At 71.9% G+C, this 22,742-nt stretch carries 23 protein-coding genes and 1 pseudogene; 8 read left to right on the forward strand and 16 right to left on the reverse strand.

Features of this window, described 5'->3' with window-relative positions:
• Positions 1-7: 7 nt before the first annotated feature.
• Positions 8-556: a CGNR zinc finger domain-containing protein gene (locus ACZ7OH_RS44135; protein WP_470286374.1), complete on the reverse strand. Its 549-nt coding sequence runs from the start codon at positions 554-556 to the stop codon at positions 8-10.
• 91 nt (positions 557-647) lie between these two features.
• On the opposite strand from ACZ7OH_RS44135, the gene ACZ7OH_RS44140 reads away from it, so the two are divergent.
• Positions 648-1,517, forward strand: a complete 870-nt coding sequence (locus tag ACZ7OH_RS44140; protein ID WP_470286375.1) for an alpha/beta fold hydrolase — start codon at positions 648-650, stop codon at positions 1,515-1,517.
• A 69-nt stretch (positions 1,518-1,586) separates the two neighbouring features.
• On the forward strand, positions 1,587-3,644 hold the full coding sequence (locus ACZ7OH_RS44145; RefSeq protein ID WP_470286376.1) for a PQQ-dependent sugar dehydrogenase: 2,058 nt from the start codon (positions 1,587-1,589) through the stop codon (positions 3,642-3,644).
• Here the strand turns inward: ACZ7OH_RS44145 and ACZ7OH_RS44150 are convergent.
• From ACZ7OH_RS44150 to ACZ7OH_RS44170, 5 genes are all read right to left on the reverse strand, one after another.
• Positions 3,641-4,042, reverse strand: coding sequence for a hypothetical protein (locus ACZ7OH_RS44150; protein ID WP_470286377.1), 402 nt, complete (start codon positions 4,040-4,042; stop codon positions 3,641-3,643). The two genes, ACZ7OH_RS44145 and ACZ7OH_RS44150, sit on opposite strands and share 4 nt — an antisense overlap.
• Positions 4,042-4,860: a heavy metal-binding domain-containing protein gene (locus tag ACZ7OH_RS44155; RefSeq protein WP_400902309.1), complete on the reverse strand. Its 819-nt coding sequence runs from the start codon at positions 4,858-4,860 to the stop codon at positions 4,042-4,044. Before ACZ7OH_RS44155 ends, ACZ7OH_RS44150 begins: the two co-directional genes overlap by 1 nt.
• Before the next feature lie 9 nt (positions 4,861-4,869).
• Positions 4,870-5,667: a heavy metal-binding domain-containing protein gene (locus ACZ7OH_RS44160; RefSeq protein ID WP_470286378.1), complete on the reverse strand. Its 798-nt coding sequence runs from the start codon at positions 5,665-5,667 to the stop codon at positions 4,870-4,872.
• 76 nt (positions 5,668-5,743) lie between these two features.
• Positions 5,744-6,478, reverse strand: coding sequence for a heavy metal-binding domain-containing protein (locus ACZ7OH_RS44165; RefSeq protein ID WP_470286379.1), 735 nt, complete (start codon positions 6,476-6,478; stop codon positions 5,744-5,746).
• Entirely contained in the window at positions 6,479-7,507 is a 1,029-nt protein-coding gene (locus ACZ7OH_RS44170) for a carbohydrate kinase family protein (RefSeq protein WP_470286380.1), read from the reverse strand.
• Between the two features lie 113 nt (positions 7,508-7,620).
• Here ACZ7OH_RS44170 and ACZ7OH_RS44175 point away from each other — a divergent pair, with 113 nt between their 5' ends.
• Both ACZ7OH_RS44175 and ACZ7OH_RS44180 read left to right on the forward strand, forming a co-directional pair.
• Positions 7,621-8,364 (forward strand): DeoR/GlpR family DNA-binding transcription regulator, encoded by a 744-nt coding sequence (locus ACZ7OH_RS44175; RefSeq protein ID WP_470286381.1) that lies wholly within the window; start codon positions 7,621-7,623, stop codon positions 8,362-8,364.
• Positions 8,361-9,641, forward strand: a complete 1,281-nt coding sequence (locus ACZ7OH_RS44180) for a 6-phospho-beta-glucosidase (RefSeq protein WP_470286382.1) — start codon at positions 8,361-8,363, stop codon at positions 9,639-9,641. Before ACZ7OH_RS44175 ends, ACZ7OH_RS44180 begins: the two co-directional genes overlap by 4 nt.
• On the opposite strand, the gene ACZ7OH_RS44185 is transcribed toward ACZ7OH_RS44180, so the two are convergent.
• Together ACZ7OH_RS44185 and ACZ7OH_RS44190 are read right to left on the reverse strand one after the other, a co-directional pair.
• Positions 9,638-10,363: a nucleotidyltransferase domain-containing protein gene (locus ACZ7OH_RS44185; RefSeq protein ID WP_470286383.1), complete on the reverse strand. Its 726-nt coding sequence runs from the start codon at positions 10,361-10,363 to the stop codon at positions 9,638-9,640. The genes ACZ7OH_RS44180 and ACZ7OH_RS44185 overlap by 4 nt on opposite strands.
• Positions 10,364-10,373: 10 nt before the next feature.
• Positions 10,374-11,063: an SDR family NAD(P)-dependent oxidoreductase gene (locus ACZ7OH_RS44190; protein WP_470286446.1), complete on the reverse strand. Its 690-nt coding sequence runs from the start codon at positions 11,061-11,063 to the stop codon at positions 10,374-10,376.
• Between the two features lie 178 nt (positions 11,064-11,241).
• Here ACZ7OH_RS44190 and kstD point away from each other — a divergent pair, with 178 nt between their 5' ends.
• Positions 11,242-12,966, forward strand: coding sequence for a 3-oxosteroid 1-dehydrogenase (gene kstD, locus ACZ7OH_RS44195; protein WP_470286384.1), 1,725 nt, complete (start codon positions 11,242-11,244; stop codon positions 12,964-12,966).
• Here kstD and ACZ7OH_RS44200 read toward each other — a convergent pair.
• The 6 genes and pseudogenes from ACZ7OH_RS44200 to ACZ7OH_RS44225 form a co-directional block, all read right to left on the reverse strand.
• A complete protein-coding gene (locus ACZ7OH_RS44200; RefSeq protein ID WP_470286385.1) occupies positions 12,963-13,985 on the reverse strand; it encodes an LLM class flavin-dependent oxidoreductase in 1,023 nt (340 codons plus the stop codon). The genes kstD and ACZ7OH_RS44200 overlap by 4 nt on opposite strands.
• Positions 13,986-14,000: 15 nt before the next feature.
• Complete coding sequence (locus ACZ7OH_RS44205) at positions 14,001-14,231, reverse strand: hypothetical protein (RefSeq protein WP_470286386.1); 231 nt, start codon at positions 14,229-14,231, stop codon at positions 14,001-14,003.
• A gap of 109 nt (positions 14,232-14,340) precedes the next feature.
• A pseudogene (locus tag ACZ7OH_RS44210) lies at positions 14,341-14,655 on the reverse strand (Rossmann-fold NAD(P)-binding domain-containing protein); the annotation flags it as partial.
• 394 nt (positions 14,656-15,049) lie between these two features.
• Complete coding sequence (locus ACZ7OH_RS44215) at positions 15,050-15,649, reverse strand: TetR/AcrR family transcriptional regulator (RefSeq protein WP_470286387.1); 600 nt, start codon at positions 15,647-15,649, stop codon at positions 15,050-15,052.
• Between the two features lie 20 nt (positions 15,650-15,669).
• The gene (locus ACZ7OH_RS44220; RefSeq protein WP_470286388.1) at positions 15,670-16,509 is read right to left on the reverse strand and encodes a hypothetical protein; all 840 of its coding nucleotides are present in this window, start codon (positions 16,507-16,509) and stop codon (positions 15,670-15,672) included.
• A 354-nt stretch (positions 16,510-16,863) separates the two neighbouring features.
• Positions 16,864-18,549 carry a TIGR03086 family metal-binding protein gene (locus tag ACZ7OH_RS44225; protein ID WP_470286389.1) on the reverse strand — a complete coding sequence of 562 codons (1,686 nt, stop codon included), beginning with the start codon at positions 18,547-18,549 and terminating at the stop codon, positions 16,864-16,866.
• A 94-nt stretch (positions 18,550-18,643) separates the two neighbouring features.
• Between ACZ7OH_RS44225 and ACZ7OH_RS44230 the strand changes: the two genes are divergently transcribed.
• Positions 18,644-19,279, forward strand: coding sequence for a TetR/AcrR family transcriptional regulator (locus tag ACZ7OH_RS44230; protein WP_400902346.1), 636 nt, complete (start codon positions 18,644-18,646; stop codon positions 19,277-19,279).
• Positions 19,280-19,453: 174 nt separating this feature from the next.
• A complete protein-coding gene (locus ACZ7OH_RS44235; protein WP_470286390.1) occupies positions 19,454-20,281 on the forward strand; it encodes a hypothetical protein in 828 nt (275 codons plus the stop codon).
• Positions 20,282-20,344: 63 nt separating this feature from the next.
• Here ACZ7OH_RS44235 and ACZ7OH_RS44240 read toward each other — a convergent pair whose 3' ends face one another.
• Positions 20,345-21,091, reverse strand: coding sequence for a trypsin-like serine peptidase (locus ACZ7OH_RS44240; RefSeq protein WP_470286391.1), 747 nt, complete (start codon positions 21,089-21,091; stop codon positions 20,345-20,347).
• Positions 21,092-21,186: 95 nt separating this feature from the next.
• Between ACZ7OH_RS44240 and ACZ7OH_RS44245 the strand changes: the two genes are divergently transcribed.
• Complete coding sequence (locus ACZ7OH_RS44245) at positions 21,187-21,963, forward strand: alpha/beta fold hydrolase (RefSeq protein ID WP_470286392.1); 777 nt, start codon at positions 21,187-21,189, stop codon at positions 21,961-21,963.
• On the opposite strand, the gene ACZ7OH_RS44250 is transcribed toward ACZ7OH_RS44245, so the two are convergent.
• Positions 21,960-22,667, reverse strand: coding sequence for a TetR family transcriptional regulator (locus ACZ7OH_RS44250; RefSeq protein WP_470286393.1), 708 nt, complete (start codon positions 22,665-22,667; stop codon positions 21,960-21,962). The two genes, ACZ7OH_RS44245 and ACZ7OH_RS44250, sit on opposite strands and share 4 nt — an antisense overlap.
• Positions 22,668-22,742: the final 75 nt, after the last annotated feature.

Genomic DNA, 22,742 nt, shown 5'->3' on the forward strand with positions numbered 1-22,742 from the left:
ACGCACGCTACCCGGACGGCGTCTCGCGCCGCTCGACCACCAGCCGCTGGTGGCGGGCCGCGCGGACGCGGTCACCGCACGTCGTCGAGCACCAGCGGCGGCGGCCGTGCTCGCGGAAGAAGAACCGCACGCAGCCGTGCGCCTCGCACGGGCGCACCAGCGGGGCGAGGTCGCCGGTGACGACGTCGATCGCGTCGCGGGCCAGCGCGGCCAGCGCCTCGTCGACGGTGCCCGGGCGCGTGCTGCGCCACTCACGGCGAGGCCAGGCGAGCTGCGGCGCGGCGGCGTCGGCGCGGGCGGCCGCGTTCACCGTCTCGACGGCGTCGGCGGCCGGCTCGCGGTCCTCCGCCAACGCGGCCAGCAGCTCGCGCACCGCCGTGCGCAGGTCCGTGACGCGGCGGAGGTCGTCCGCGCCGAGTGGGGCGGCCAGACTCAGCCACCTGGCGGCGGCTCGCGGCTCGGCCAGGTCGTCGACCTCGCCGCCCGCGGTCAGCCGGCGGGTGTTGACCAGCGCCAGCGCGGGCGAGCGCTCCTCGCCGGGTGCCGCAGTGACCACGTTCGCCTCCCTCAGTCCGGACATCATGTTGACAGCCTACGCTGTCTCATGGATAAATGAGTCAATAAACATGAGACGTGAGGAGTGACCAATGGTCGCCGTGCACCACCGCTTCGCCACCGTCGCCGGGCACCGGCTGTTCTACCGGGAGGCCGGGCCCGCCGGGGCGCCCACGATCGTGCTGCTCCACGGGTTCCCGACGAGCTCGCACATGTACCGGCACCTGATCCCGGCGCTGGCCGACCGCTACCACGTCGTCGCGCCCGACTACCTCGGCGCGGGCGCGTCCGACGCGCCGCCGGTGGCCGAGTTCACCTACACCTTCGACGCGCTCGCCGAGCTCACGCTCGGCCTGCTCGACGAGATCGGCCTGGACCGCTTCGCGCTCTACATCCAGGACTTCGGTGCCCCGGTCGGCCTGCGCATCGCGGCCGGCAACCCTGAGCGGGTGACCGCGATCGTCACGCAGAACGGCAACGCCTACGTCGACGGCCTCGGCGCCGGGCTGCCGCAGAAGCTGGCCGCCGGCACGCTGTCCGAGGACGACCTGCGCGGCATGGTCAGCCTGGAGGCCACGAAGGCGCAGTACCTCGACGGCGTCCCCGACCCGGCGCTGGTCAGCCCGGACGTCTGGATCCACGACCAGGCCCTGCTCGACCGGCCCGGCGGCGCCGAGATCCAGATGGCGCTGCTCGCCGACTACCACCACAACATCGGCCTGTACCCGAAGTTCCACGAATACTTCCGGACCAGCGGGGTACCGCTGCTGGCCGTCTGGGGCGGCAACGACGCGATCTTCGTCGCCGACGGTGCCCGCGCCTACGCCCGCGACCTGCCCGACGCCGAGATCCACCTGCTCGATTCGGGCCACTTCGCGCTGGAGACGCACCTGGACGCCATCGCCGGGTACATCCGGGGATTCCTCGGGCGGGTGCTGCCCGTTGAGCGGGATGCCGGTTGACCGGCCGGTCGGCGCGCTCGTAAGGTTTTTTCCGACCTCCGCCGTCGTCAGCACTCATGGAGGACGGTAATGGGCAGACGGATGCGCGTGGGGGCGATCGCGCTCGCGCTGGTCGCCGCGACGATCACCCCCGCGGGAGCCGCGGATTCCCTCTTGTCACAAGGAAAGCCGGTGACGGCGTCGTCGTCGGGCGCGTGCTGCCCGGCGGCGAACGCGGTCGACGGCGACTCGGCGACCCGCTGGGCGAGCGCGGCCGGCGTCGATCCACAGTGGATCTACGTCGACCTCGGCGCGGCGGCGCACGTCAGCCGCGTCCGGTTGCAGTGGGACGCTTCCTGCGCCACCGCCTACGAAATCGACACCTCCGCCGACCACGTCACGTGGACGAAGATCTACGCGACCACCACTGGGAAGGGCGGCGTCGAAGACCTGACCTCCCTCGACGGGACCGGTCGTTATGTCCGGGTGTACGGCACGAAACGCTGCCGCACCGACGCGTCGAAGGGCTATTCGCTGCAGGAGTTCGGCGTCTACGGGTCGACCGGGGACGTCACGCCGCCGACGCAGCCCGGCACGCCGACGCTCGACGCGGTCACCGCGACCAGCGCGACCATCTCGTGGACCGCGGCGAGCGACGACAGCGGCGTCGTGGGCTACGACGTCTACCGCGACGGCCAGCTCTGCGCCAGCACGACCGGAGCCCTGACGGCCACCTGCGGCAATCTCAGCCCGAAGACCACGTACGGCTTCTACGTCAACGCGCGTGACGCCGCCGGGAACGTCTCGCAGGCCAGCGGTACTCTCTCGGTGAAGACACCGCCGTCGGACGACCACAATCCGCCGTCGGTGCCGGGGAACGTGCACACGACCTCGGTCACCAGCACGTCGATCGGTCTCGCGTGGACCGCGTCGACCGACGACGTCGGCGTCACCGGCTACCGGATCTTCGACTCCGGCACCCAGCTCGGGACGTCCGACACCGCGAGCACCACCCTCGGCGGCCTGAACCCGAACACCGCGTACCACCTGCAGGTGCGGGCCGTCGACGCGAACGGCAACCTCAGCGACCCGAGCACGCCGGTCCTGGACGTCACGACCACCGGCGGGTCGGGCTGCACGCCGGCGCAAGGCGTCTGCGGGGCGACGCAGGTCGCCACCGACGACGACGTCGTGTGGGGCCTGGTGACCCTGCCCGACGGGACGATCCTCTACAACCAGCGCGACGCGCACGACATCGTCCACCTGAACCCGAAGACGGGTGCGAAGAAGACGATCGGGACCGTGCCGAACGCCCAGAGCACCGACGGCGAAGGCGGCCTGACCGGGCTGGAGATCAACCCGGCGTCGTACGCGTCCGACCATTGGCTCTACATCATGCACACCTCGCCGAACGACAACCGGATCGTGCGGATCAAGTACGACCCGGCCGCCGACTCGCTGACCACGAGCACCGAGCAGGTCCTGCTGAGCGGCATCGCGCGCAACAAGTTCCACAACGGCGGCCGGCTGCGCTTCAGCCCGGACGGCCGGTACCTGTTCGCCGGCACGGGTGACGCGCAGAACGGCGCCAACGCGTCGAACACCAGCAGCCCCAACGGAAAGGTGCTGCGGATCAACCCGGACGGCTCGATCCCGGCGGACAACCCGTTCCACAACGCGGTGTGGAGCTACGGGCACCGCAACGTCCAGGGCCTGGCGTTCGACTCGCAGGGCAGGTTGTGGGAGCAGGAGTTCGGCAACAGCATCATGGACGAGACGAACCTGATCGTGAAGGGCGGCAACTACGGCTGGCCGTCGTGTGAGGGGACGTCGGGTTCGTGCGGCACGGCGGGGTTCATCGCGCCGAAGAAGACGTACCCGGTGGCGCAGGGATCGTGCAGCGGGATCACGATCATCCACGACGCGCTGTACGTGGCGTGCCAGCGCGGCACGCGGCTCTACCGCGCGGTGATCAGCGGCAGCTCGCTGACGAACTTCCAGACGTTCTTCGACGGGACGTACGGCAGGCTGCGCACGGTGGAGCCGGCGCCGGACGGCAAGATGTGGCTGGCGACCAGCGTGGACGGCGACAAGGACAGCACGCCGCACAACAGCCACAACAAGATCCTGCTGGTGACGGTGGCCTAGCCGCCGAGGAGGCGCGAGAGCGCGTCACGCGCTCTCGCGTCCTTCTCCGCCAACGCCGTCAACTCCTGCGCCAGCGCCGCCAGCCAGTCGTCGACCGCCGCTTCCTTCCGGCTGATCACCACGCCGCGCACCACCTGGTGGATCTCCGCCGCGACCCCGCCGTGCTTGCCGGCGCTCAGCACCAGCACCCGGTCCGGCGTCCGGACGCGCACCGCCGTCGCCTGCCCTTCGCGGCCGGCCACACGGTCGGCGAACGATCGGCGCCGCTCGACCTCGACCATCCCCGGGGGCAGCGCGCCGCCCAGGGTCTCGGACAGGACCCGGTGGTAGGACTCGACGTCCGCGCGGTCCGTGCGCAGGGCCGCCGCCACCAGGTGGAAGTCCAGTTCGCCGCCCATCAGTCGGTCAGGGGCAGCACGAGCTGCGGCTTGGCGATGCGGTGGTCGGCGCGCAACGGCTTCACCGCCGTGCCGATCGCGAAGAACTCCGTCGTGTGGCCGCCCCAGCGGTGCGGCAGCGACAGCAGCTGCACCCCGACGATGCCCTCCGCTTCCAGCTGCTCCGCCTCGGCCTGCATCCGCGACATCGCCAGCTCGCGCGCGTCGTACAGCGCCTCGGTGTACTGCGGGATCTCGACGTTCTGGCCGATGTTGCCCATCATCTGCCGGAACCGCTGGTGCGCGATGTGGTAGACGCACGTGCCCATCACCATGCCCAGCGGCGCGTAGCCGGCCTGCACCAGCGTCCAGAAGTCCTGACCGGACAGATCACTGGTGAACGGCTTTCCCGTGTTGTTGCGCCATTCGCCGGGTTCGTCGGCCTTGACCGCGGTGCCGATCGCGATGAACTCGGCGAGGTCGCTGCCGAACTCCTTGAACTCGATCTCCAGCCGGACCGCGACGATGCCGTCGGCGCCCAGGACGTCCGCCTCGGCCTCCATTCGGGACATCGCGAGCTCGCGGGCGTGGTACATCGCCTGCGAAAGCCGGTCCAGCTCCTGGTTCTTGCTCCACCGCCCCATCTGGAACCCGACGTGGTAGATGCTCGAGCCGAGCACCAGCCCGAGCGGCCGGAACCCGGCTTCGCGCACGAGGAGGAACTCGTTCACGCTCAGGTCGGACGTGAACAGGCTGGTCTTCGAGCCCGGTCGCATCTCGGCGAGCCGGCGCATCGCATCTTCGGGGATGTGCTGCGCGGCGGGGTCCGCGGTGGTCACGAAGCCTCCTCAGGAACGGTTCAACGGCAGGATCTTGAGCGCGCTGGTCGGCGCGGCGGGGCCTTCGTGGAAACGGGCGATCGCGGTTCCGGTGACGCTGGCGATGCCGACGACCGCGAGCTCCTGCACCGGCCACGTCCGCAGCTGCAGGCCGGAGACGATGCCGCCGTCGGCGCCGCAGTCGCGGATCGCGCGGGCGAACTCGGCCCGGGCCGCGGCCCGGGCCTCGTTGACCACCTTCGTCGGGGCGTCCACTTCGGTGTTCCCGGCCCAGACGTTGGTCTGGTACTGCATGTTGTAGTCGACCACACCGCGCGCCGCGACGCCGACCGCGAGCCGCACCGGCACCCAGCCGGCCTGCATCAGCTTGCCGACGTCCTGCCCCGGCAGGTCGGTGGTGAAGAGGCGCCGCGGCCGCTGCGTGGTCTCGGCGCGGACGGCGGTGCCGAGCGCGACGAGCTCCTGCGCCACGCCGTCGAGGGAAGTGATCGTGATCCGGATGTCGAGCACGCCGTCCGCACCGAGGGCGCGCGCTTCCTCGCCGAGCCGGTCGAGCGCGGTCGCGTAGCCCTGGCGCAGCGTGTCCGCCATCTGCCGGACCTGGTCGGTGGCCCACTGGCCCAACCCGGTCCAGCCGACCTGCTGCACGACGCAGCCCATGACCTCGCCGACGGGCGTGAAGCCGGCGACTTCGGCACCGACCGCGCCGGGCACGCTGAGCAGCGAGGTCTTGAGCCCGGACGCGGCGAAGCGGTCGACGCGCGCCCGCGCGACGGGCGGCAGGCCACGACCGTCCCAATCGGGCACTGGCTGACCTCCTTCGACCCCGGCTCCACCCCATCGTGGCACGGATTCGCGCGGGCGGACGGCGGTCGCGGGGTGATCACCGGGTATGTCCGGAAGGTCCGGCCCGGCGCGGGTCCGCGGCCAGCGGCACCACCGGCCGCGAGCCGGTCGCCGGGCCGTCGCCGAAGCGGGCGATCGCCGTGCCGAACACGCTCGCCACCGCGGCCGCTCCCGTGTTGCCCAACGCCCACGCGCGCAGCGTCGTCGACGTCACCAGGCCGCCGTCGGCGCCCGACTCCGCCACTGCAGTCCCAAACTCCGCCCGCGCGGCCGCGCGGACCCGCGTCACCAGTTCCGTCGGCATCGGTGCCTCCGCGCCCGGCCGGTCCGTCATCGCCAGGTCGTACGCCGCGCCGCCGTCGATGCCGATCGCCAGCGTCACCGGGACCCAGCCCGCCAGCAGCAGCTTCGCCACGTCCGGGCCGGGCAACCCCGTCGTGAACGGCCGGGCCGGGCGCTTGCCCCGGACGGCTCGGACCGCCGTACCCAGCACCACGAACTCGCGGACCGTCGCGCTCACCCCGGTCACCGTGCAGGAGATCGCCAGCACGCCGTCCGCGCCGAGCGCCGAGGCTTCCTCCCGCAGCCGGTCCATCGCCGTCGCGTAGCCGCGGCGCAGGCCCGAAACCACGTCCTCGGACTGCGAGACCACGCAGCCCATCACCTCGCCGACCGGGCGCAGCCCGACCGCTTCGGCGCTCACCGCGCCCGGCACCGACAGCAAGGACGTCCGCAGCCCCGACGTCGTGTAGCGGCCGGCGCGGGGGTGCACTCAGCGCCAGCTGTCGTCGCCGAAGCCGAGCGTCACCGGGCCGCGGCGGGACGTCTCGGCGATCGTCTCGGCCGGCAGGACGTCGTCGAGGAACGCGTAGTCCGGCAAACGGGTGCGCGCGCGCCACTCGGCGATCTCGTGCCAGCCCGGGGCAGCCAGCGCGCCGCCGAAGTGCTGGACCGACAGGCTCGCCGTGAGGCCCGCGAAGCGGAGCCGGTCGGCCAGCGGCCAGCCGGTCAGGGTCGCGGCGACGAACCCCGCGCCGAAGACGTCGCCGGCGCCGGTCGCGTCGAGGACGCTAACCGGCAGCGCCGGGATGTCCGCCGTCTCGCCCGTGGTGCCGTCGACCGCGAGGACGCCCGCCGCGCCGCGGGTGATCACCGCGACGGGGACGAGCTCGGCGAGCTTGGCCAGCGCGGCTTCGGGGGTGTCCGTTCTGGTGTAGCGCATCGCTTCGACGTCGTTGGGCAGGAACGCGTGGCAGCAGGCCAGCTGGTCGAGCAGCGTCGCCGACCACGTCTCCGACGGGTCCCAGCCGACGTCGGCGAAGACGAGGCTGCCGGCCTGGTGCGCGGTGTGGACCCACTCGGCGGTGTCGAGGCCGATGTGCGCGACGGTCGCGCGGCTCGGCGGCGGCGACCCGGCCAGCTCGGCGACCGGGACGGGCGGCGGGTGGCCGTGGGTGATCATCGCGCGGTCGCCGGCGTAGGCCAGCGACACGGTGACGGGGGAGTGCCACTCCGGGAACCGCCGCGACCGCGAGAGGTCGATGCGTTCCTGGCGGGCCAGGACGTCCCAGCAGTAGCGGCCGTAGACGTCGGTGCCGAACGCCGCCGCGAGCGACGTCCGCAGGCCGAGGCGGCTCAGCGCGACCGCGAAGTTCGCGATGCCGCCCGGCCCGGAGCCCATGCCGCCCGTCCACACCTCCGTGCCCGGCGCCGGCGGGTGCTCGAGCCCGGTGAAGACCAGGTCGAAGAACAGCAGGCCGGACAGGAAGACATCGATGTCGGGTGCGGACTCTTCCGGCACGGGCGCCTCCGGGGATCGAGGATGCGCACGAGCGTGCTTCAGATGCGCGGAATGCGCAAGACCTGCGCAAACTCGATCGGCTGGTGAGCGGGTTTGACTGCTATCGTCCCCGCATGCTGCCCCAGCGTCGTCACGAGCTGATCCTGCGGGCCCTCCGCGCGGAGGGCCCGGCGCCGGTCGGCGTGCTGGCCGAGCGGCTCGGCGTCAGCCAGGCGACCGTGCGCCGCGATCTGGTGCGGCTCGGCCGCGAAGGCCGGCTGACCCGCGTCTACGGCGGAGCGATGGCGGCCGGCGACGAACCGTTCGCGCACGTGGCCGCCGAGCGCGCCGACGAGAAGGACGCCGTCGCCCGGCGCGCGGCGGCCCTGGTCGCCGACGGCGACACCGTGCTCCTCGACATCGGCACCACCGCGCACCGGCTGGCGCGCCACCTGCGTGACCGGGCGCTGACGGTGATCACCAGCAGTCTCGCCGTCTACGAAGAGCTCAAGGACGCCGACGACGTCCAGCTCGTCCTGCTCGGCGGCCTGGTCCGGCGCAGTTATCACTCGATGGTGGGATTCCTGACCGAGGACGCGCTGCGCCAGGTGCGCGCCGGCACCGTCTTCCTGGGCACCAGCGGCGTCCGCGGCGACGGGCACGTCATGGACTCGACGGTCGTCGAGGTGCCGGTCAAGCGCGCGATGGTCGCCGCGGCCGACCGCGTGGTGCTGCTCGCCGACGCCGGCAAGTTCCCCGGCACCGGGCTGGCGATGGTGTGCGGCCCGGACGCGCTCGACGTCGTCGTCACGACGCCCGGGGCCGACGAACCGACCTGCGCGGTCCTGCGCGAGGCCGGCGTCGAGGTGCTGCGGTGAGGCTCGCGATCCTCGGCGGCGGCGGGTTCCGCGTGCCGCTCGTGCACGGCGCGCTGCTGGCCGACGGTGGCGTCACCGAGCTGGTCCTGCACGACGTCGACGCCGGGCGGCTGGCGGCGATCGAGCGGGTCCTGGCCGAACAGGCCGTTGGCGTGGCGAACCCGCCGCGGGTGCGCACCACCACGGACCTGGCCGCCGCACTGTCCGATGTGGACTTCGTGTTCTCGGCCATCCGCGTCGGCGGGCTGCGCGGCCGCCGGCTGGATGAGCGGATCGCGCACGCGGAAGGCTTGCTGGGGCAGGAAACCGTGGGCGCGGGCGGGATCGCGTACGGGCTGCGGACGGTCCCGGTCGCCGTCGACCTCGCCCGGACGATCGCCGAGCTGGCGCCGCGCGCGTGGGTCATCAACTTCACCAACCCCGCCGGGATGGTCACCGAAGCGATGGCCGCGCACCTCGGCGGCCGCGTGCTCGGCATCTGCGACTCGCCGGTGGGGCTGTGCCGCCGCGTCGCGCGGGCCCTGGGGATCGACCCGGCGACGGCGTGGTTCGACTACGCCGGGCTCAACCACCTGGGCTGGCTGCGCGCGGTCCGGGTCGGCGGGTCGGACGTCCTGCCGGAGCTGCTCGCCGACACGAGTGCCCTCGAATCCTTTGAGGAGGGCAAGCTGTTCGGCGCGGAGTGGCTGCGCGCGCTCGGCGCGTTGCCCAATGAATACCTGCACTATTACTACTTCGCGCGAGAAGCCGGCGGTTCCGCGTCGCGCGGCGCGCAGCTGCTGGAGCAGCAACGCGGCTTCTACGCCGAACCTTCGCTGGAGTCGTGGGAGCGCACGCGGCTGGAGCGCGAAGCGACGTACATGGCCGAGACGCGCGAAGGAGAGCGTGACGATCTCGAGGGCGGCGGCTACGAGCACGTCGCGCTGGCGTTGATGCGTGCCATCGCGCACGGCGAGCGGACGACGCTGATCCTCAACGTCCGCAACGGATCCGCGCTCCCGGGCGTGCCGGCGGACGCGGTCGTCGAGGTGCCGTGCGTGGTCGACGCGAACGGCGCGCGGCCCCTGTCCGCCGGGCCGTTGCCCGGCCACGCGCTGGGTCTGGTGACGGCGGTCAAGGCCGTCGAGCGGGCGACGATCGAAGCGGCGACGACGGGTTCGCGCGCGGCGGCGCTGCGGGCGTTCGCGTTGCACCCGCTGGTCGATTCGGTCTCCGTGGCGCGGCGGCTGCTCGACGCCTACGCCGCCGCGCACCCGGAACTCGCTTATCTGGCTTAGGAAATCTCCCGCAGGAGCGGCGCCAGCCGTTGAGCCAAGTCGGCGTCGACGTGCTCGATTTCGCCGATGAACAGTCCGGTGACGGCGTGGAAGGCCCGCCCGGCGTCGCTCGGCTCGCGGACGAGCGTCGCTTCGAACGGCCTGGTGACGTCGGTGGGCAGCTGGTCCAGGCCGCGGCCCTCGACGGCGGGCACGCCGTGCCGCAGGCAGGCGAGCGCCAGCGTGTACTCCCGGACCCGGCTGATCATGTACTCCGCCTGCCAGCCGCGGCCGCGTTCGATGCTCGACCGCGCGTGCAGCGCGTGCAGCCACGCGAGGTCGATCAGCCGGCGCGCGTCCGGTGGCGGGGTCGCCGGGCGGTCCTGGGCCGTCCCGAACAGCAGCCGGAACTTCGGCGTGGTCGCGCCGAAGTCCGCGGCCGGCCAGAACGCGAGGTCGACCTGCAGGGTGTTCGCCAGCAGGAAGACGCGGAACACGGTCCGCTCGAAGAAGACGTCCAGGTGGTGCACCGCGGCGTGCTCGCGGTACATCCGCGCGGTGAAGTCCGCGAGCACCGGCCCGGGGTCGCCGTCGACGGCGAAGGCGAGGTCGATGTCCGACCACGCGTCCTCGGCGCCGAGCGCGGCCGAGCCGGTGAGCGCGGCGCCGGTGACGCGCCCGTCCGACCGGGCCGCGTCGACCAGGGTGTCGCGGAGCAGGGTCCGGTCCGCCGGGGTGAACATGATCCCCAGGCTAGACCGCGGTGAACTCCGCTTCGGCTTCCTTGCGGTCGGTGTACAGCGACCACGCCGTGTCGGCGATGTCGTCCGGGTTCAGCGTCCCGGGCGTGAACCCGTGGTCCTGGGGCGTGAACTCCTGGTGGATGTCGCCGCGCTCGATGAGGCCGCCGATCGTCAGCGCACCCGCGTAGACGCCGGTTTCGCGCAGAGCCGCGTGCAACGTCAGGACGTACATGCGCAGCGCCGCCGACGCCGGCGCGAGGCTGCCCAGCATCGGCATCGGGTACTTGCCGCTCAGGCCGCCCGCGAAGAGCAGCGTGCCCGAGCCGCGGTCGAGCATGCGCGGCAGGACCGCTTCGACGAGCCGGGCCGCCGGCAGCACGATCGACTCGAACGGCGCGCGCACGACGTCGGCGCCCGCTTCGGTCAGCGGGACGGGACGGGGACCGGAGAGGTCCGCCGGGCCGAAGTACACCGTGTCGATCTCTCCGGCGTCGGCTTCGATTCGCGCTAGAACGGCTTCCAGTTCGGCGGGGTCGGTCACGTCCGCGGTGTAGGTGTGCGTGGCGCCACTCAGGGACTCGCGGTAGCTCGCGTGCCGGGTGTCGGTGCGCGAGACGAGCGCCGTCGTGAAGCCTTCACGGCCGAAGCGGCGGGCGATGGACAGGCCGAGCCCCGGGCCGACCCCCAGGACGGCGATCACTTTGGGCAAAGGTCCTCCTCGGATTAACTTGAGACTGTTCTCAACTTAGCCACAACATGAGGCTCGCGTCAACTTGTGCGGCGAATGTCGTCATGGGTTCGGACCAGTGGCCTACCGCACTGCTCCAAGCGTGTAGAACCTGTTCCAGTTTTCGGAGTGGACCGACACGATGTGCGCCATGGATGCCGAGCTGACCCGCCGCCAGATCCTGCGCGGCACCGCGGCGGGCGTGGGCCTCGCCATGACGCCCGGGCTCGCGACCGCCGCGAACGCGGCGACCGCGGGGGAGTACGACGTCGTCGTGGTCGGCGCCGGCGCCGCCGGGATGACCGCGGCGCTGACGGCGGCCAAGCGCGGGCTCAGCGTCGTCGTGCTCGAGAAGGCGCCGACGTTCGGCGGGTCCGCGGCGCGCTCCGGCGCCGGGATCTGGATCCCGAACAACCCGGTGCTGCTCGCCGCCGGCGTGCCGGACACGCCGGCCAAAGCCGCGCAGTACCTCGCCGCCGTCGTCGGGCCGGACGTCCCGGCCGCGCGGCAGGAAGCGTTCCTGCGCAACGGGCCTCAGATGATCGCGTTCGTCATGGCCAACAGCCCGCTGCGGTTCCGCTGGATGGAGGGCTACAGCGACTACTACCCCGAGCTGCCGGGCGGGCTGCCGAACGGCCGCTCGATCGAGCCGGACCAGTTCGACGGCAACCTCCTCGGCGCCGAGCTCGCGAACCTGAACCCGCCCTACCTCGCCACCCCGGCCGGGATGGTGGTGTTCAGCGCCGACTACAAGTGGCTGAACCTGGCCGCGGTCAACGCCAAGGGCGCGGCGGTCGCCGCCGCGTGCCTCGCCCGCGGCACGGCCGCCGCGCTGGCCGGGCAGAAGCCGTTGACCATGGGGCAGTCGCTCGCCGCCGGCCTGCGGGTCGGTCTGCAGCAGGCGAACGTCCCGGTGCTGCTGAACACGCCGTTGCTCGACCTGAACGTCGAAAACGGCGCGGTGACAGGAGTTCTCACGCCGGGCGGGCTGGTGAGGGCGCGGCGCGGCGTGATCGTCGGGTCCGGCGGGTTCGAGCACAACGCCGCGATGCGCGCGCAGTACCAGCGGCAGCCGATCGGCACCGCGTGGACGGTCGGCGCGAAGGAGAACACCGGCGACGGCCACCGCGCCGGGCAGCGGGCCGGCGCGGCGCTGGACCTGATGGACGACGCGTGGTGGGGCCCGGCCATCCCGATCCCCGGCGACCCGTACTTCTGCCTGGCCGAGCGGACGCTGCCCGGCGGGCTGATCGTCAACCAGGCGGGCAAGCGGTTCGTCAACGAGGCCGCGCCCTACAGCGACGTCGTGCACGTCATGTACGACAAGAACCCGGCCGAGCCGGACATCCCGGCCTGGCTCGTCGTCGACCAGAACTACCGGAACAAGTACCTGTTCCGCGACACCCTGCCGCTGCTGCCGCTGCCCGACGCGTGGTACTCGGCGGGTGCGGTGGTCAAGGCGTCGAGCATCCAGGCGCTGGGCTCGGCGACCGGCGTGCCGCCGGCCGCGTTGAAGTCCACAGTGGACCGGTTCAACACCTTCGCGTGGTCCGGTGTGGACGGTGACTTCCACCGCGGCGTGAGCGCGTACGACCACTACTACACGGACCCGCTGGTGCTGCCCAACTCGTGCCTGGCGCCGCTGTGGGCACCGCCGTTCTACGCGTTCAAGATCGTGCCCGGCGACCTCGGCACGAAGGGCGGCATGCGCACCGACGCCCGCGCCCGCGTGCTCCGCCCCGACGGCTCGGTGATCCCGGGCCTGTACGCGGCGGGCAACGCGAGCGCGGCGGTGATGGGCCACAGCTACGCGGGCGCCGGCTCGACCATCGGCCCGGCGATGACGTTCGGGTTCGTCGCCGGGAACGACGTCTAGAACTCCTTTTCCACCATGGGAAGCACCTCGGTGCCGAGCAGTTCGATGGCGCGCATGACGTCCTTGTGCGGCACGCCCGACCAGTCCATCTGCAGGGCGTACCGGTCGGCACCGGTGAGCTTCCCGACGGTGATCAGCCGGTCGGCGATCTCCCGCGGGCTGCCGACGAACAACGCCTGCGCGTTGTGGGTGTAGGAGTCGTACTCGCCGCGGGTCGGGACTGCCCAGCCGCGGGCCTTGGCGCCGTACTTCATCGTCTCGAGCCAGTACGGGTAGAACGTTTCCTTGGCGTACTGGGACTTTTCGGCGATGAAGCCGATGGCGCTCATGGTGACGTGCAAGTCCTGCTGGTCGCCCGCTTCCCCGGCTTGGCGGTAGAGGTCGACGAGCGGGGCGAAGCGCTCCGGCCGGCCGCCGATCACGGCGTAGACGACGGGCAGGCCCAGCAGCCCGGCGCGGATCGACGACTCGGGGTTGCCGCCGGTGCCGATCGAGATGCGCAGGTGGTCGCCGTACGGGCGCGGGAGGATCCGCGCGTTCTCCAGGGGCGGGCGGAACTTGCCGGACCAGGTCAGCGGGTCTTCGCGGTCGATGTGCAGGAGCAGGGCGAGCTTTTCCTCGAACAGTTCGTCGTAGTCGCCGAGGTCGTTGCCGAAGAGCGGGAAGGACTCGGTGAACGACCCGCGCCCGGCGAGCAGTTCGGCGCGGCCGTGGCTGAGCTGGTCGAGGGTGGTGAACTGCTGGTAGACGCGGACCGGGTCCTCGGTGCTCAGCACGGTGACGGCGGAGCTGAGGGTGATCTGGTTGGTGACGCTCGCCGCGGCGGCCAGGACCGTGCCCGGGTTGGAGATCGCGTACTGGTCGAGGTGGTGCTCGCCGAGGCCGTAGAAGCCGATACCGAGTTCGTCGGCGAGCTTGATCCGCTCGAGGGTGTTGGTCAGCGTCTGCGCGACGGACGGCTGCTCGCCGGTGCGGGGGTCCGGCGCGCGGTCGCCGAAGCTGTAGATGCCGAGTTTCATAGAGCGTTCAACTATCTAGGGGGTGGATTCGTTCCCGAAGCGGGCCTGGATGGCTTGGAGGTTCTTCTCCGACAGCTGCAGCGCGGCGGCGCGGAGGCTGAGCCCGTCGAGGGTGGCGCGTTCGAACATCGCCGTCACGAGGTCGCGCATCCGGGTGCGGACCTTGCCGAAGGCCTCGTCGGCGTCCGCGCCGACGTCGCCGAACAGCGTCCACCACCACCAGGAGTTGGTCGCCGAATTGGCCACGAAGTCCGGCAGCACCCGGATCCCGCGGGCGGCGAGCAGCTCCTCGGTCGCCGCCGGGCACCAGCAGCTCGGCGGGGACGTCGAGCCAGGCTTCGGGCGGCAGGAGCTCGTCGCCCGGCCGGAGGTGGTCGCGATCGAGGCCGCCGAAGCGGTCGCGGTGGTGCAGGAGGTGTTCGACGTCGAGGCCGTCCGGGTTCACCACCACGCCGCGCACGTCCGAGACACCGACGACCCGCAGCCCGGCGTCGGCGAGGAACCGCGCGGTCGTGCCGCCCATCGAGCCGAACCCCTGGACCACCACCCGGTTCGGCCCGCCGAGCCCGAGCATCTCCAGCCCGGTGAGCGTGGCCTGGGCGACGCCGAGACCGCCGACCAGCTCGTCGAGCCCGAGGCCGCCGACCTCGATGAGGAAGGCGTCGGCCAGCCCTGGGCGCGGCCTGCTTTGGCCGGATCAGTCACGCGGTCGATGGCGTCCTGGCGCAGGCCGAGGTCCTCGCCCATGGTCCAGTAGCGCTCGATGAACGGCCGCATGGCGTGCAGGTAGCGGGCGACGACGTCGCGGGCGCGCTCGTCGTGCGGGTCGAAGTCGATGCCGCCCTTGGCGCCGCCGGGCGGGACGTACCGGCCGTGGGGGTCGTAGTCGAGGCCTTCCTTGAGCGTCATGCCCCGGGCCAGGCCGCGCACTGCGAACAGCGTTCAGCCGCGGCGCATCCGCAGGCCGCCACTGGCGACGCCGCGGTCCAGCCGGTCGATCACCAGCTAGCCGCGGCACCCGGTGACGGGGTCGGTCCAGGCCACTTCGAGCAGGGCCGGCGCGGTCATCGGACCTCCGCGGTCATGGCGAGTTCGTGGGCCAGCGCCTGCTCGACCCACCGGGCGCAGTCGTCGGCGGTGACGGTGCCCTCGCGGGCGACGAACTGCACGGCGAGCCCGTCGAGCAGGGCGGTCAGCCGCCACGCCGCCCCGTGCGGGTCGGGGCAGCGGAACTCGCCGGCGGCGACCCCCTCGACGATGAGCGAGACGACGGCGTCGCGCCACCGCAGGTCGAGCCGCTGGACGACGTCCCGCAGTTCGGCGTCCCGCATCGCGGCGGCGCCGGCCTCGATCCAGAGGTGCCAGCCGGAGGCGGGCTTGGTCGGCCCGTAGAGGACGAGGACGGCGCGCAGCCGTTCACCGGCCGGGCCGGGGCGGGCCAGCTCGTCGCGCAGGACGGCGAGGTTGCGTTCGGCGGCTTGCCGGAAGGCCTCGATGATGAGGGCTTCGAGCGTGCCGAAGTGGTAGAAGACGAGCGCGGTGCTGACGCCGAGGGCCCGGGCGACATCGGCGGCCCGCACCCCGGCGATGCCCCGCAGCCGCACCTGATCGAGCGCGGCGAGCAGGATCTCCTCCCGCCGGACGGCGACCTCCTTGCGCTTCATGGGGCAACGGTACCGGGTGGTCAGCACCGCAGTTCGGTGACGAGCGCCCGCAGCCAGGGCCCGGCGATGGCGGGTTCGGCGGAGATCGTCCGCACGAGCCGGTCCCGCGTTTCGGCGGACCGCCCCGCGTCGACGAGGGCGAAGGCTTCGGCGAGCGCGCGCCGGGTCGCCTTGCCGTGGTCGGGCGTCCGGACGGTCTCGTCGGTCCACCGCTGCCGCGGGAAGGAGGGGGTCAGCTTCGGCTGGTGGTCACCGAAGTAGTACCAGACGTCCCGCGCGAGCGAGACGTTCCGCACGGCGGCGGCGGGCAGTTCCCGAGTCCAGTCGACGTCTTCCTGCCACCGCCAGGCATCGGGGCGCACGGGCTGCCGCAGGGTGACGCCGAGGAACCGCAGCTTGCGCCGGATGACGTGCCAGGCCTCGCGTTCGTCGTCGATCCAGTCCCGCAGCCGGAGGTAGAGCTCGGTGAAGGTATCGCCTTCGAAGACGAGATCGACGAAGACGGTCGGCCGGGTCCCGCGCGCGAGTTCGTAGGGGGTGATCCCGTTTTCGGCGAGGTTCTCCCTGAGGATCTCGACGTCTCGCCGGCTGTAGGCGAGTCGTGGTTTGAGGGAGACGGGGAGCTGGTGGACGCGATCGTGCCAGGAGGTGCGTTCGAGGGCCCCGCCGAGGAGATCGTGCATGCTGTCGAGCGACCGGCCGACGAAGTGGAGTTCGCCGTTGCCGCAGCGAGCGAGGACTTTCGCGGTGGCTTCGGTGAGGTCGTCGAGGTACCAGAGGTGGGGTTGCGGGGCTCGGTCGAGGAGGGTTCCGACCTGGTCGGGACGCACCAGGTCCCACCGGAACGGTCGGTTCGTCATGGGGGTCAGGGTAGGGAGGGGGATTGGTTGGGGGCAAAGGGTTTTGGTGTGGGTATTCGGTTGCGGAGGGGTGGTCTTTTGTGGTGGGCGGGCTACTGTCGGGCACCGGCTCGGTCGCGGCGGAACGTGCTGGTGCTGGGGCCGGAATTGTTGCTGGCTGGGAGAAATTGCGCTGGCCAGGCTAGGGTGTGCGGCTTGGCGCGCTGGCGTCGGAGCGGAGGATTCCTGTTCGAAGCGGGATCCTGCTCAGCGGCCCTGAGCTGGAGCGGGGTTCATGGGTGGCTGGCGAGGGAGAGAACCCGCAACCCCCGGCGGACAAACCCGCCCCCGGCGGTGCCCCGGCCGAAAGATCTCTTACACCGTCCACTGAGGATCGCGGCCCAAGTAGCGCAGCAGTTCTGCCGCCGCGTCGTCCTTCTGCGTCCCCTCCAAAGCCGGCGCGTATGCGAACCCTCGCAACGGCTCTGCCAACTCCCTCGCCACCGGCAGCAGCGACTCCGCCAGATACGGGGTCAACGGGGACGACTGACCCGTCGCCACCGCGATGTCCCACGCGTGGACCGCCGCGTCCAATGCCGCTGCCCCCACCGCCACCGAAGCCGGGAGGGCGCCCTGGGGGAGGGGCGTCGGGACTTCCGTTGCCGACCGGGAAACCGTGGCGAACGCTGCCGCAGACGCGGCCAGCGTCGGCTCCAGGAAGGCCAGCGCGTCCTCCAGCTCTCCCGATGGCGCGAACGGGTTGAAGTTCGGGCCCGGCTCGCCCGTGATGAACGCCGCGTAGCCCTGCTGGTCGCCTCCCGCGTGGTGGATCACCTGGTTCACCGTCCACTCCGCGCACGGGGTCGGGACGGTGCCGTCCGTTACCCCTGCCACCGCCGTGCGCAACGCGTTGTGCGCCGCCGTCAGCAGGGGCCAGCTGTTCAGGCTCGCGAAGAACCCGCGGATGTCCGCCACCAGGACCTCCGGGGCCTCGTGCGCCGCGTAGTGGCCGGCCGCGTCTCGGGGGCCGCCGGTTCCCGACCTCGCGTCGTACGCGTTCCAGCTGACGATGTTCGCGTGGTCCCTCTCGGCGAACCGGCGGATCGACTGGAAGTCGCCCGCGAACATCGCCAGGCCCGTCGGGACCGTCGTCGGTGACGAAGGGTGCGAAGGCGTGTGCGCGTCTTCGAAGTAGAAGCGGATCGACGAGCCGCCCGTGCCCGTCAGCCAGTACAGCGCCACGTTCGCGAGCACGAAGTCCGCGTCCAGGTGCTCGCCGAACAGCTGGGCGTTCCACGCCAGCAACGCCACGGGGGAGTCGGCCAGCGCGAACGCGAGCGTGTGCGGCTGCTGGCTGTGCAACGTGTTGAAGGAGAACATGTTTTCGTAGAACCACTGCAGGTGCGCCAGCGCCGCCTGATCGGCTTCGCTCAGGTCCGCCATCTCCGCCGGGTCGCCCGACGGGAACGAGAACAGCTGCGTGACGTGCACGCCGACGACCTTCTCCGGCGCCAGCCGGCCGATCTCCGGCGAGATCATCGAGCCCGCGTCGTTGCCCGCCGCGCCGTACGACTCGTAGCCCAGGCGGCTCATCAGCTCCGCCCACGCCGCCGCCGTGCGGTGCGTGCCCCACCCCGCCGCCCGCGTCGGGCCTGAGAACCCGAAGCCCGGCAGCGACGGGATCACCAGGTGGAACGCCGGCTCGCCGGCCGACTCCGGCTCGGTCAGCGGGCCGATCACGTCGAGGTACTCGACGACCGAGCCGGGCCAGCCGTGCGTCAGCACCAGCGGCGTCGCGTCCGCCCGCGACGACCGGACGTGCAGGAAGTGGATCGTCTCGCCGTCGATCTCCGTCACGAACTGCGGGTACGCGTTGAGCCGCGCCTCGAACGCCCGCCAGTCGAACTTCTCCAGCCAGTGCTCGGCCAGCGCGCGGACCCGCTCGTTCGTGACGCCGTACTCGGCGGGCAGGTCGTCCGGCCACAGCGCCCGCTGGAGACGGCCCCGCAGGTCGTCCAGGGCGGACTGGGGGACCTCGGCGCGGAACGGGCGAACGGTCATGGCGGGCTCCTCGGGGTCGGACGAGTGGAACGGAATGTTTCGTTCCGAACTCTAGCAGACCGGAATGATCCGTTCCAGTGCTAATCTCCGGGGCATGCCCGAGACCGAGACCGCCCTGCCCGGCCGCCGCGGCCAGGCCGCCCGCAACAACCTCCTCATCCTCGACGCCGCCCGCTACGTCTTCCTCGCGGACCCGAAGGCGCCGATCTCGCAGGTCGCCGAGCGCGCCGGGGTCGGCATCAGCGCCCTCTACCGGCGGTACCCGAGCAAGGAGCTCCTGCTCTGCCGGCTCTGCCACGACGGCCTGCGCACCTTCATCGCCGAGGCCGAGGCCGCCGACGAGGAGCCGGATCCCTGGACGGCGCTCACCGGCTTCCTCCGCCGGGTCGTGGACGCCGACGTCCACTCGCTGACCGTCCACCTCGCCGGCACGTTCACCCCGACCGAGGAGATGGGTGCCGACGCGCGGCGGGCCAACGAGCTGTCGGCGGCCCTCTTCGCGCGGGCGCGGGCGACCGGGCGGCTCCGCGAAGACGCCGTCACCGAAGACCTCGGCATGATCCTCGAGTGCTGCGCGGCGATCCGCGTCGACGACCCCGAGCGCACCGCCCAGCTGCGCCGCCGGTACCTGGCGATGCTCATCGAGGGGCTGGAAGCCGGAAAAGACGGCGTTCTGCCCGGTCCGCCGCCGCGCCCCGGTGAGATGAACGGCCGCTGGCAACCGTCCTGACGGCCGTCCCGGGCGCGTCCGGATGGCGGTAACGAATGCCGGGATCACGACGACTGATCAGCGTCGGATGTCCATGAATACCACGCAGCATCAGTCAGAGCGGCATTCCCCGGACGGAACAGCGAGACCACGACTATGCACAGACCCTGGCGACGGACCACGATCCTGTCTTCGGTGGCCGCACTGGCCACAGCGTTCATCGCGCTGGCGCCCGCCGCGCAGGCGGATACGCCCACGAGTGCCGTCGATGTCAGCACCACCACGGTGGTGCCGGGACAGACCTTCACCGTCACGCAAACCATTCACAACGACCGCGATTTCACGGTGACTTTCGCGAAGGCCGCCATTTACGGCAACCCGACGGCGATCACCGACGTCGTCGACGTCGTCTCCTGCACCAACACCACCTCGGTCGGCTGTTTCCAGGCCGGCAGCAGCTACCGCGCCGCGTTCGGGGACCTCGAGGCGGGCGGCACGAGGACCACGGTGTGGACCCTGAAGGTCAAGGACACCGCGACGCCCGGGCAGTTCACGTTGCAGCACCAGTTCGTCGGCGACAACTACGCCTTCGACATCCTCGACGGCCCGGTCATCACGGTCGCCAGCCCGGTGACCCAGGCCGACATCAAGGTCGGGCTCGCCGCGACCGGCCACGGCGGCCTCAACGCGCGCATCGACTACACGGTGACCGTGACGAACATCGGCCCGTCGGCCGCGTCCGGGATCCGCGTGGTGGCAACGTATGCGTCGGGCCTGTCGTACGCGAGCGGCACCGGCTGCGCCCACGTCGGCACCACGCGGAACGTGAACTGCGACGTCGCGTCGCTGGCGTCCGGCGCCTCGGCGACGGCGAAGTTCTCGGTCAACGGCGGCCTGCTGGCGCTCGGGTCGTACACCACGACGGCGGTGCGCACGGCCAGCTCGCCGGAGGATCCCACCAGCGCCAACGACAGCGCGTCGAAGACGTGCTCGGCGCTCACCGGGCTCATCGTGACCTGCTGAGGGTTCGCGAGAGGTGAACCGGGCTCGTGTCCTCCGCCAGGGACGCGGGCCCGGTTCGCGTTTTCAGCCGGCGACCGAGGCGTACAGCTTCGCGACGTCGTCGTCGAAGTACGCGCTGTAGGAGACGTCCGGGGTGTCGCCGCCGAGCTGGTAGCCGCCGATGACCCCGATGACCGCGCCGTCGGTGACCCACGGGCCGCCGCTGGTGCCGTCCGGGAAACCGGGGCACGCGACGCGCATTTGGTAGGTGTCCGACCGTGTGGTCGTCCCGGTGCACACCACCGGGGAATCGGTCGTGTCGGGGTACCCCGTCAGGGTGATCGTGTGGTCGAATCCGCGGTCGATGCCGAGGACGTTCGCGCCGGTGAGGCTTTCCAGTGACGCCGGATTTCCGGCCTGCCGAACGGTCAGGAACGCGAAATCCAGATCCGGATCGGCCGAAGACGTCCAGCCGTCCGCGACGGCGACAGAGGTGACCGTCCACATTCCCAGTGGCGCGACACCGTCGTGATAAGCCGGGGCGAACGACATTCCGTCCCGGACGCAGTGCGCGGCCGTCAGCACCAGGTCGCCGCCGCCGGAATGCACGACGCTCGCGGTGCAGAAATGGCTCCCGTTCGCGAACAACGCGCCGACCGGGGAAACGGTTTTCGCCGGAACGGCGGGAGCGGGGGAATTCGAAGAAGTGACCGGGGCTCCGGCCGCGTAGGCGTCGTCGGCGGTCGTGTTCGTGCCGGCGACCAGCCCGGCGCAGAGCACCAGCACGGTCGCCGCGCCCGCGAGCGCGGGCCTCAGGAAGTTGATCGCCACGACTCCAGATCACCACACGGGAGCCGGCTTGGCAGCTCAACGAGCTGGATGCACAGCGACTTCACAGCGGCTGTGCGGACGCTATGGTCGGGGCCATGCCGAGTTCGGTCAGGTCGCCCGACGGCACGGTCATCGGGTTCGAGACCCTCGGCGCCGGCCCGCCGATGGTCCTCGTGCACGGCACCGGCGCCGACCACGCCCGCTGGACGGCGGTGCGCGAGCGGCTCGCCGAGCGCTACCGCCTCCACCTCGTCGACCGCCGGGGGCGTGGCCTGAGCCGGGACGAGGCACCCGGCTACGCCATCGGGCGCGAGGGTGAGGACATCGCCGCCGTGGCCGAGGCGGCCGGGGGAGACGTCTACCTGCTGGCGCACTCCTACGGCGCCTTGTGCGCCCTGGAGGCCGTCCGGAAGACGGACGCGGTGACGCGGCTCGTGGCCTATGAGCCACCCCGGCCGAAGCCGGGCGGGCACGTCGTCGGCGCGGACGCGCGCGACCGCATGCGGGCGGCCGGGGACCCCGAGGAAATCCTGCGGATCTTCCTGCGCGAGGCGCTCCGGCTCGGCGAGGACGACGTCGAGGCGATGCGCGGCACGCCGGTCTGGCGGGCGCGGGTGGCTGCGGCGCACACGATCCCGCGCGAGCTGGACGTCGTGGAGGCGATGGAGTTCGGCGCGGGCCTCGGCGAGATCGCGATCCCGGTCCGGCTGTTCGCCGGCACCGAGAGCCCGGAGTACCTGCGGCTCGCCGCCGACGCGGTCGCCGCGCGCATCCCGGGCGCCGACGTCGTGCCGCTGCACGGCCAGGCGCACCAGGCGATGGACTTCGACCCGGACCAGTTCGTCGCGGCGGTGTTCGCCTTCGGGGCCTAAGCGGGCGCGATGGCGCTTCGCACGCACTCCCGCAGCAGCTGCCGGCGCCGGTCGTGGACCTCGGTGGGCTCCTCTTCGGTGGCGGCATAGACGTTGCTGACCGGTGACCACGCCATCGACATCGCGATCACCACCGCCATCAGGTCGAACGGGTCACCCGGCCGGACGAGCCCGGCGGCCTGCGCGTCGGCGATGGCGCGCAGCTTGGGGTCGTCCGGCCGGTCGGTGTCGGCCACCAGGTGACCGGCCGGCCGGCGCTCGAGGCGGGTCCAGCCGGCGAGGTCGGCGCCGTCGATCGGCACCACGTTCACGATCCGCTCCAGCGACGCGAAGAAGATCGCGTCGAACAGCCTGTCCTTGCTGCCGAAGTAGGCGTACAGCTGGGCCCGGTTGGTCCGGGCCGCTTCGACGATGCGCTCGGCCGCCGAGCCGCTGCTGTGCGCGGGCATCACGGTCTGGGAGTCGCTGCGCGCGCTCGATGCCGGGCCCGGCACCCGGGTCGCGGTGGTCGGGCTCGGGCACCTGGCCGTCAAGCTGGCGGTCGCCTTGGGCGCCGAGACGATGGTCGTCAGCCGCTCCGCCGCGAAGGCCGCCGACGCGAGCCGCCTCGGGGCGCGTGAGCTGCTGGTGCCGGCCGACCCCGGCAGCTCGAGGCGAGCCGGGACCTGTTCGACGTCGTCCTCGACACCATCGCGGTGCCCCACGACCTCGGCCCGAACTGACGTCGGCGGGCAGTGGCGGCCGTCCTCGACGGCGGCGATGCTCGACTTCTCGCGGAC

It is taken from the genome of Amycolatopsis sp. NPDC114478, assembly GCF_055633805.1.

What these genes read in the sequence shown, in the direction of transcription:
- ACZ7OH_RS44200 (WP_470286385.1), bottom strand. Translation starts at nt 13,985, where the DNA reads ATGAAACTCGGCATCTACAGCTTCGGCGACCGCGCGCCGGACCCCCGC.
- ACZ7OH_RS44215 (WP_470286387.1), bottom strand. Translation starts at nt 15,649, where the DNA reads ATGAAGCGCAAGGAGGTCGCCGTCCGGCGGGAGGAGATCCTGCTCGCC.
- ACZ7OH_RS44185 (WP_470286383.1), bottom strand. Translation starts at nt 10,363, where the DNA reads ATGTTCACCCCGGCGGACCGGACCCTGCTCCGCGACACCCTGGTCGAC.
- ACZ7OH_RS44230 (WP_400902346.1), top strand. Translation starts at nt 18,644, where the DNA reads ATGCCCGAGACCGAGACCGCCCTGCCCGGCCGCCGCGGCCAGGCCGCC.
- ACZ7OH_RS44225 (WP_470286389.1), bottom strand. Translation starts at nt 18,549, where the DNA reads ATGACCGTTCGCCCGTTCCGCGCCGAGGTCCCCCAGTCCGCCCTGGAC.
- kstD (WP_470286384.1), top strand. Translation starts at nt 11,242, where the DNA reads ATGGATGCCGAGCTGACCCGCCGCCAGATCCTGCGCGGCACCGCGGCG.
- ACZ7OH_RS44140 (WP_470286375.1), top strand. Translation starts at nt 648, where the DNA reads ATGGTCGCCGTGCACCACCGCTTCGCCACCGTCGCCGGGCACCGGCTG.
- ACZ7OH_RS44220 (WP_470286388.1), bottom strand. Translation starts at nt 16,509, where the DNA reads ATGACGAACCGACCGTTCCGGTGGGACCTGGTGCGTCCCGACCAGGTC.
- ACZ7OH_RS44145 (WP_470286376.1), top strand. Translation starts at nt 1,587, where the DNA reads ATGGGCAGACGGATGCGCGTGGGGGCGATCGCGCTCGCGCTGGTCGCC.
- ACZ7OH_RS44245 (WP_470286392.1), top strand. Translation starts at nt 21,187, where the DNA reads ATGCCGAGTTCGGTCAGGTCGCCCGACGGCACGGTCATCGGGTTCGAG.
- ACZ7OH_RS44175 (WP_470286381.1), top strand. Translation starts at nt 7,621, where the DNA reads ATGCTGCCCCAGCGTCGTCACGAGCTGATCCTGCGGGCCCTCCGCGCG.
- ACZ7OH_RS44150 (WP_470286377.1), bottom strand. Translation starts at nt 4,042, where the DNA reads ATGGGCGGCGAACTGGACTTCCACCTGGTGGCGGCGGCCCTGCGCACG.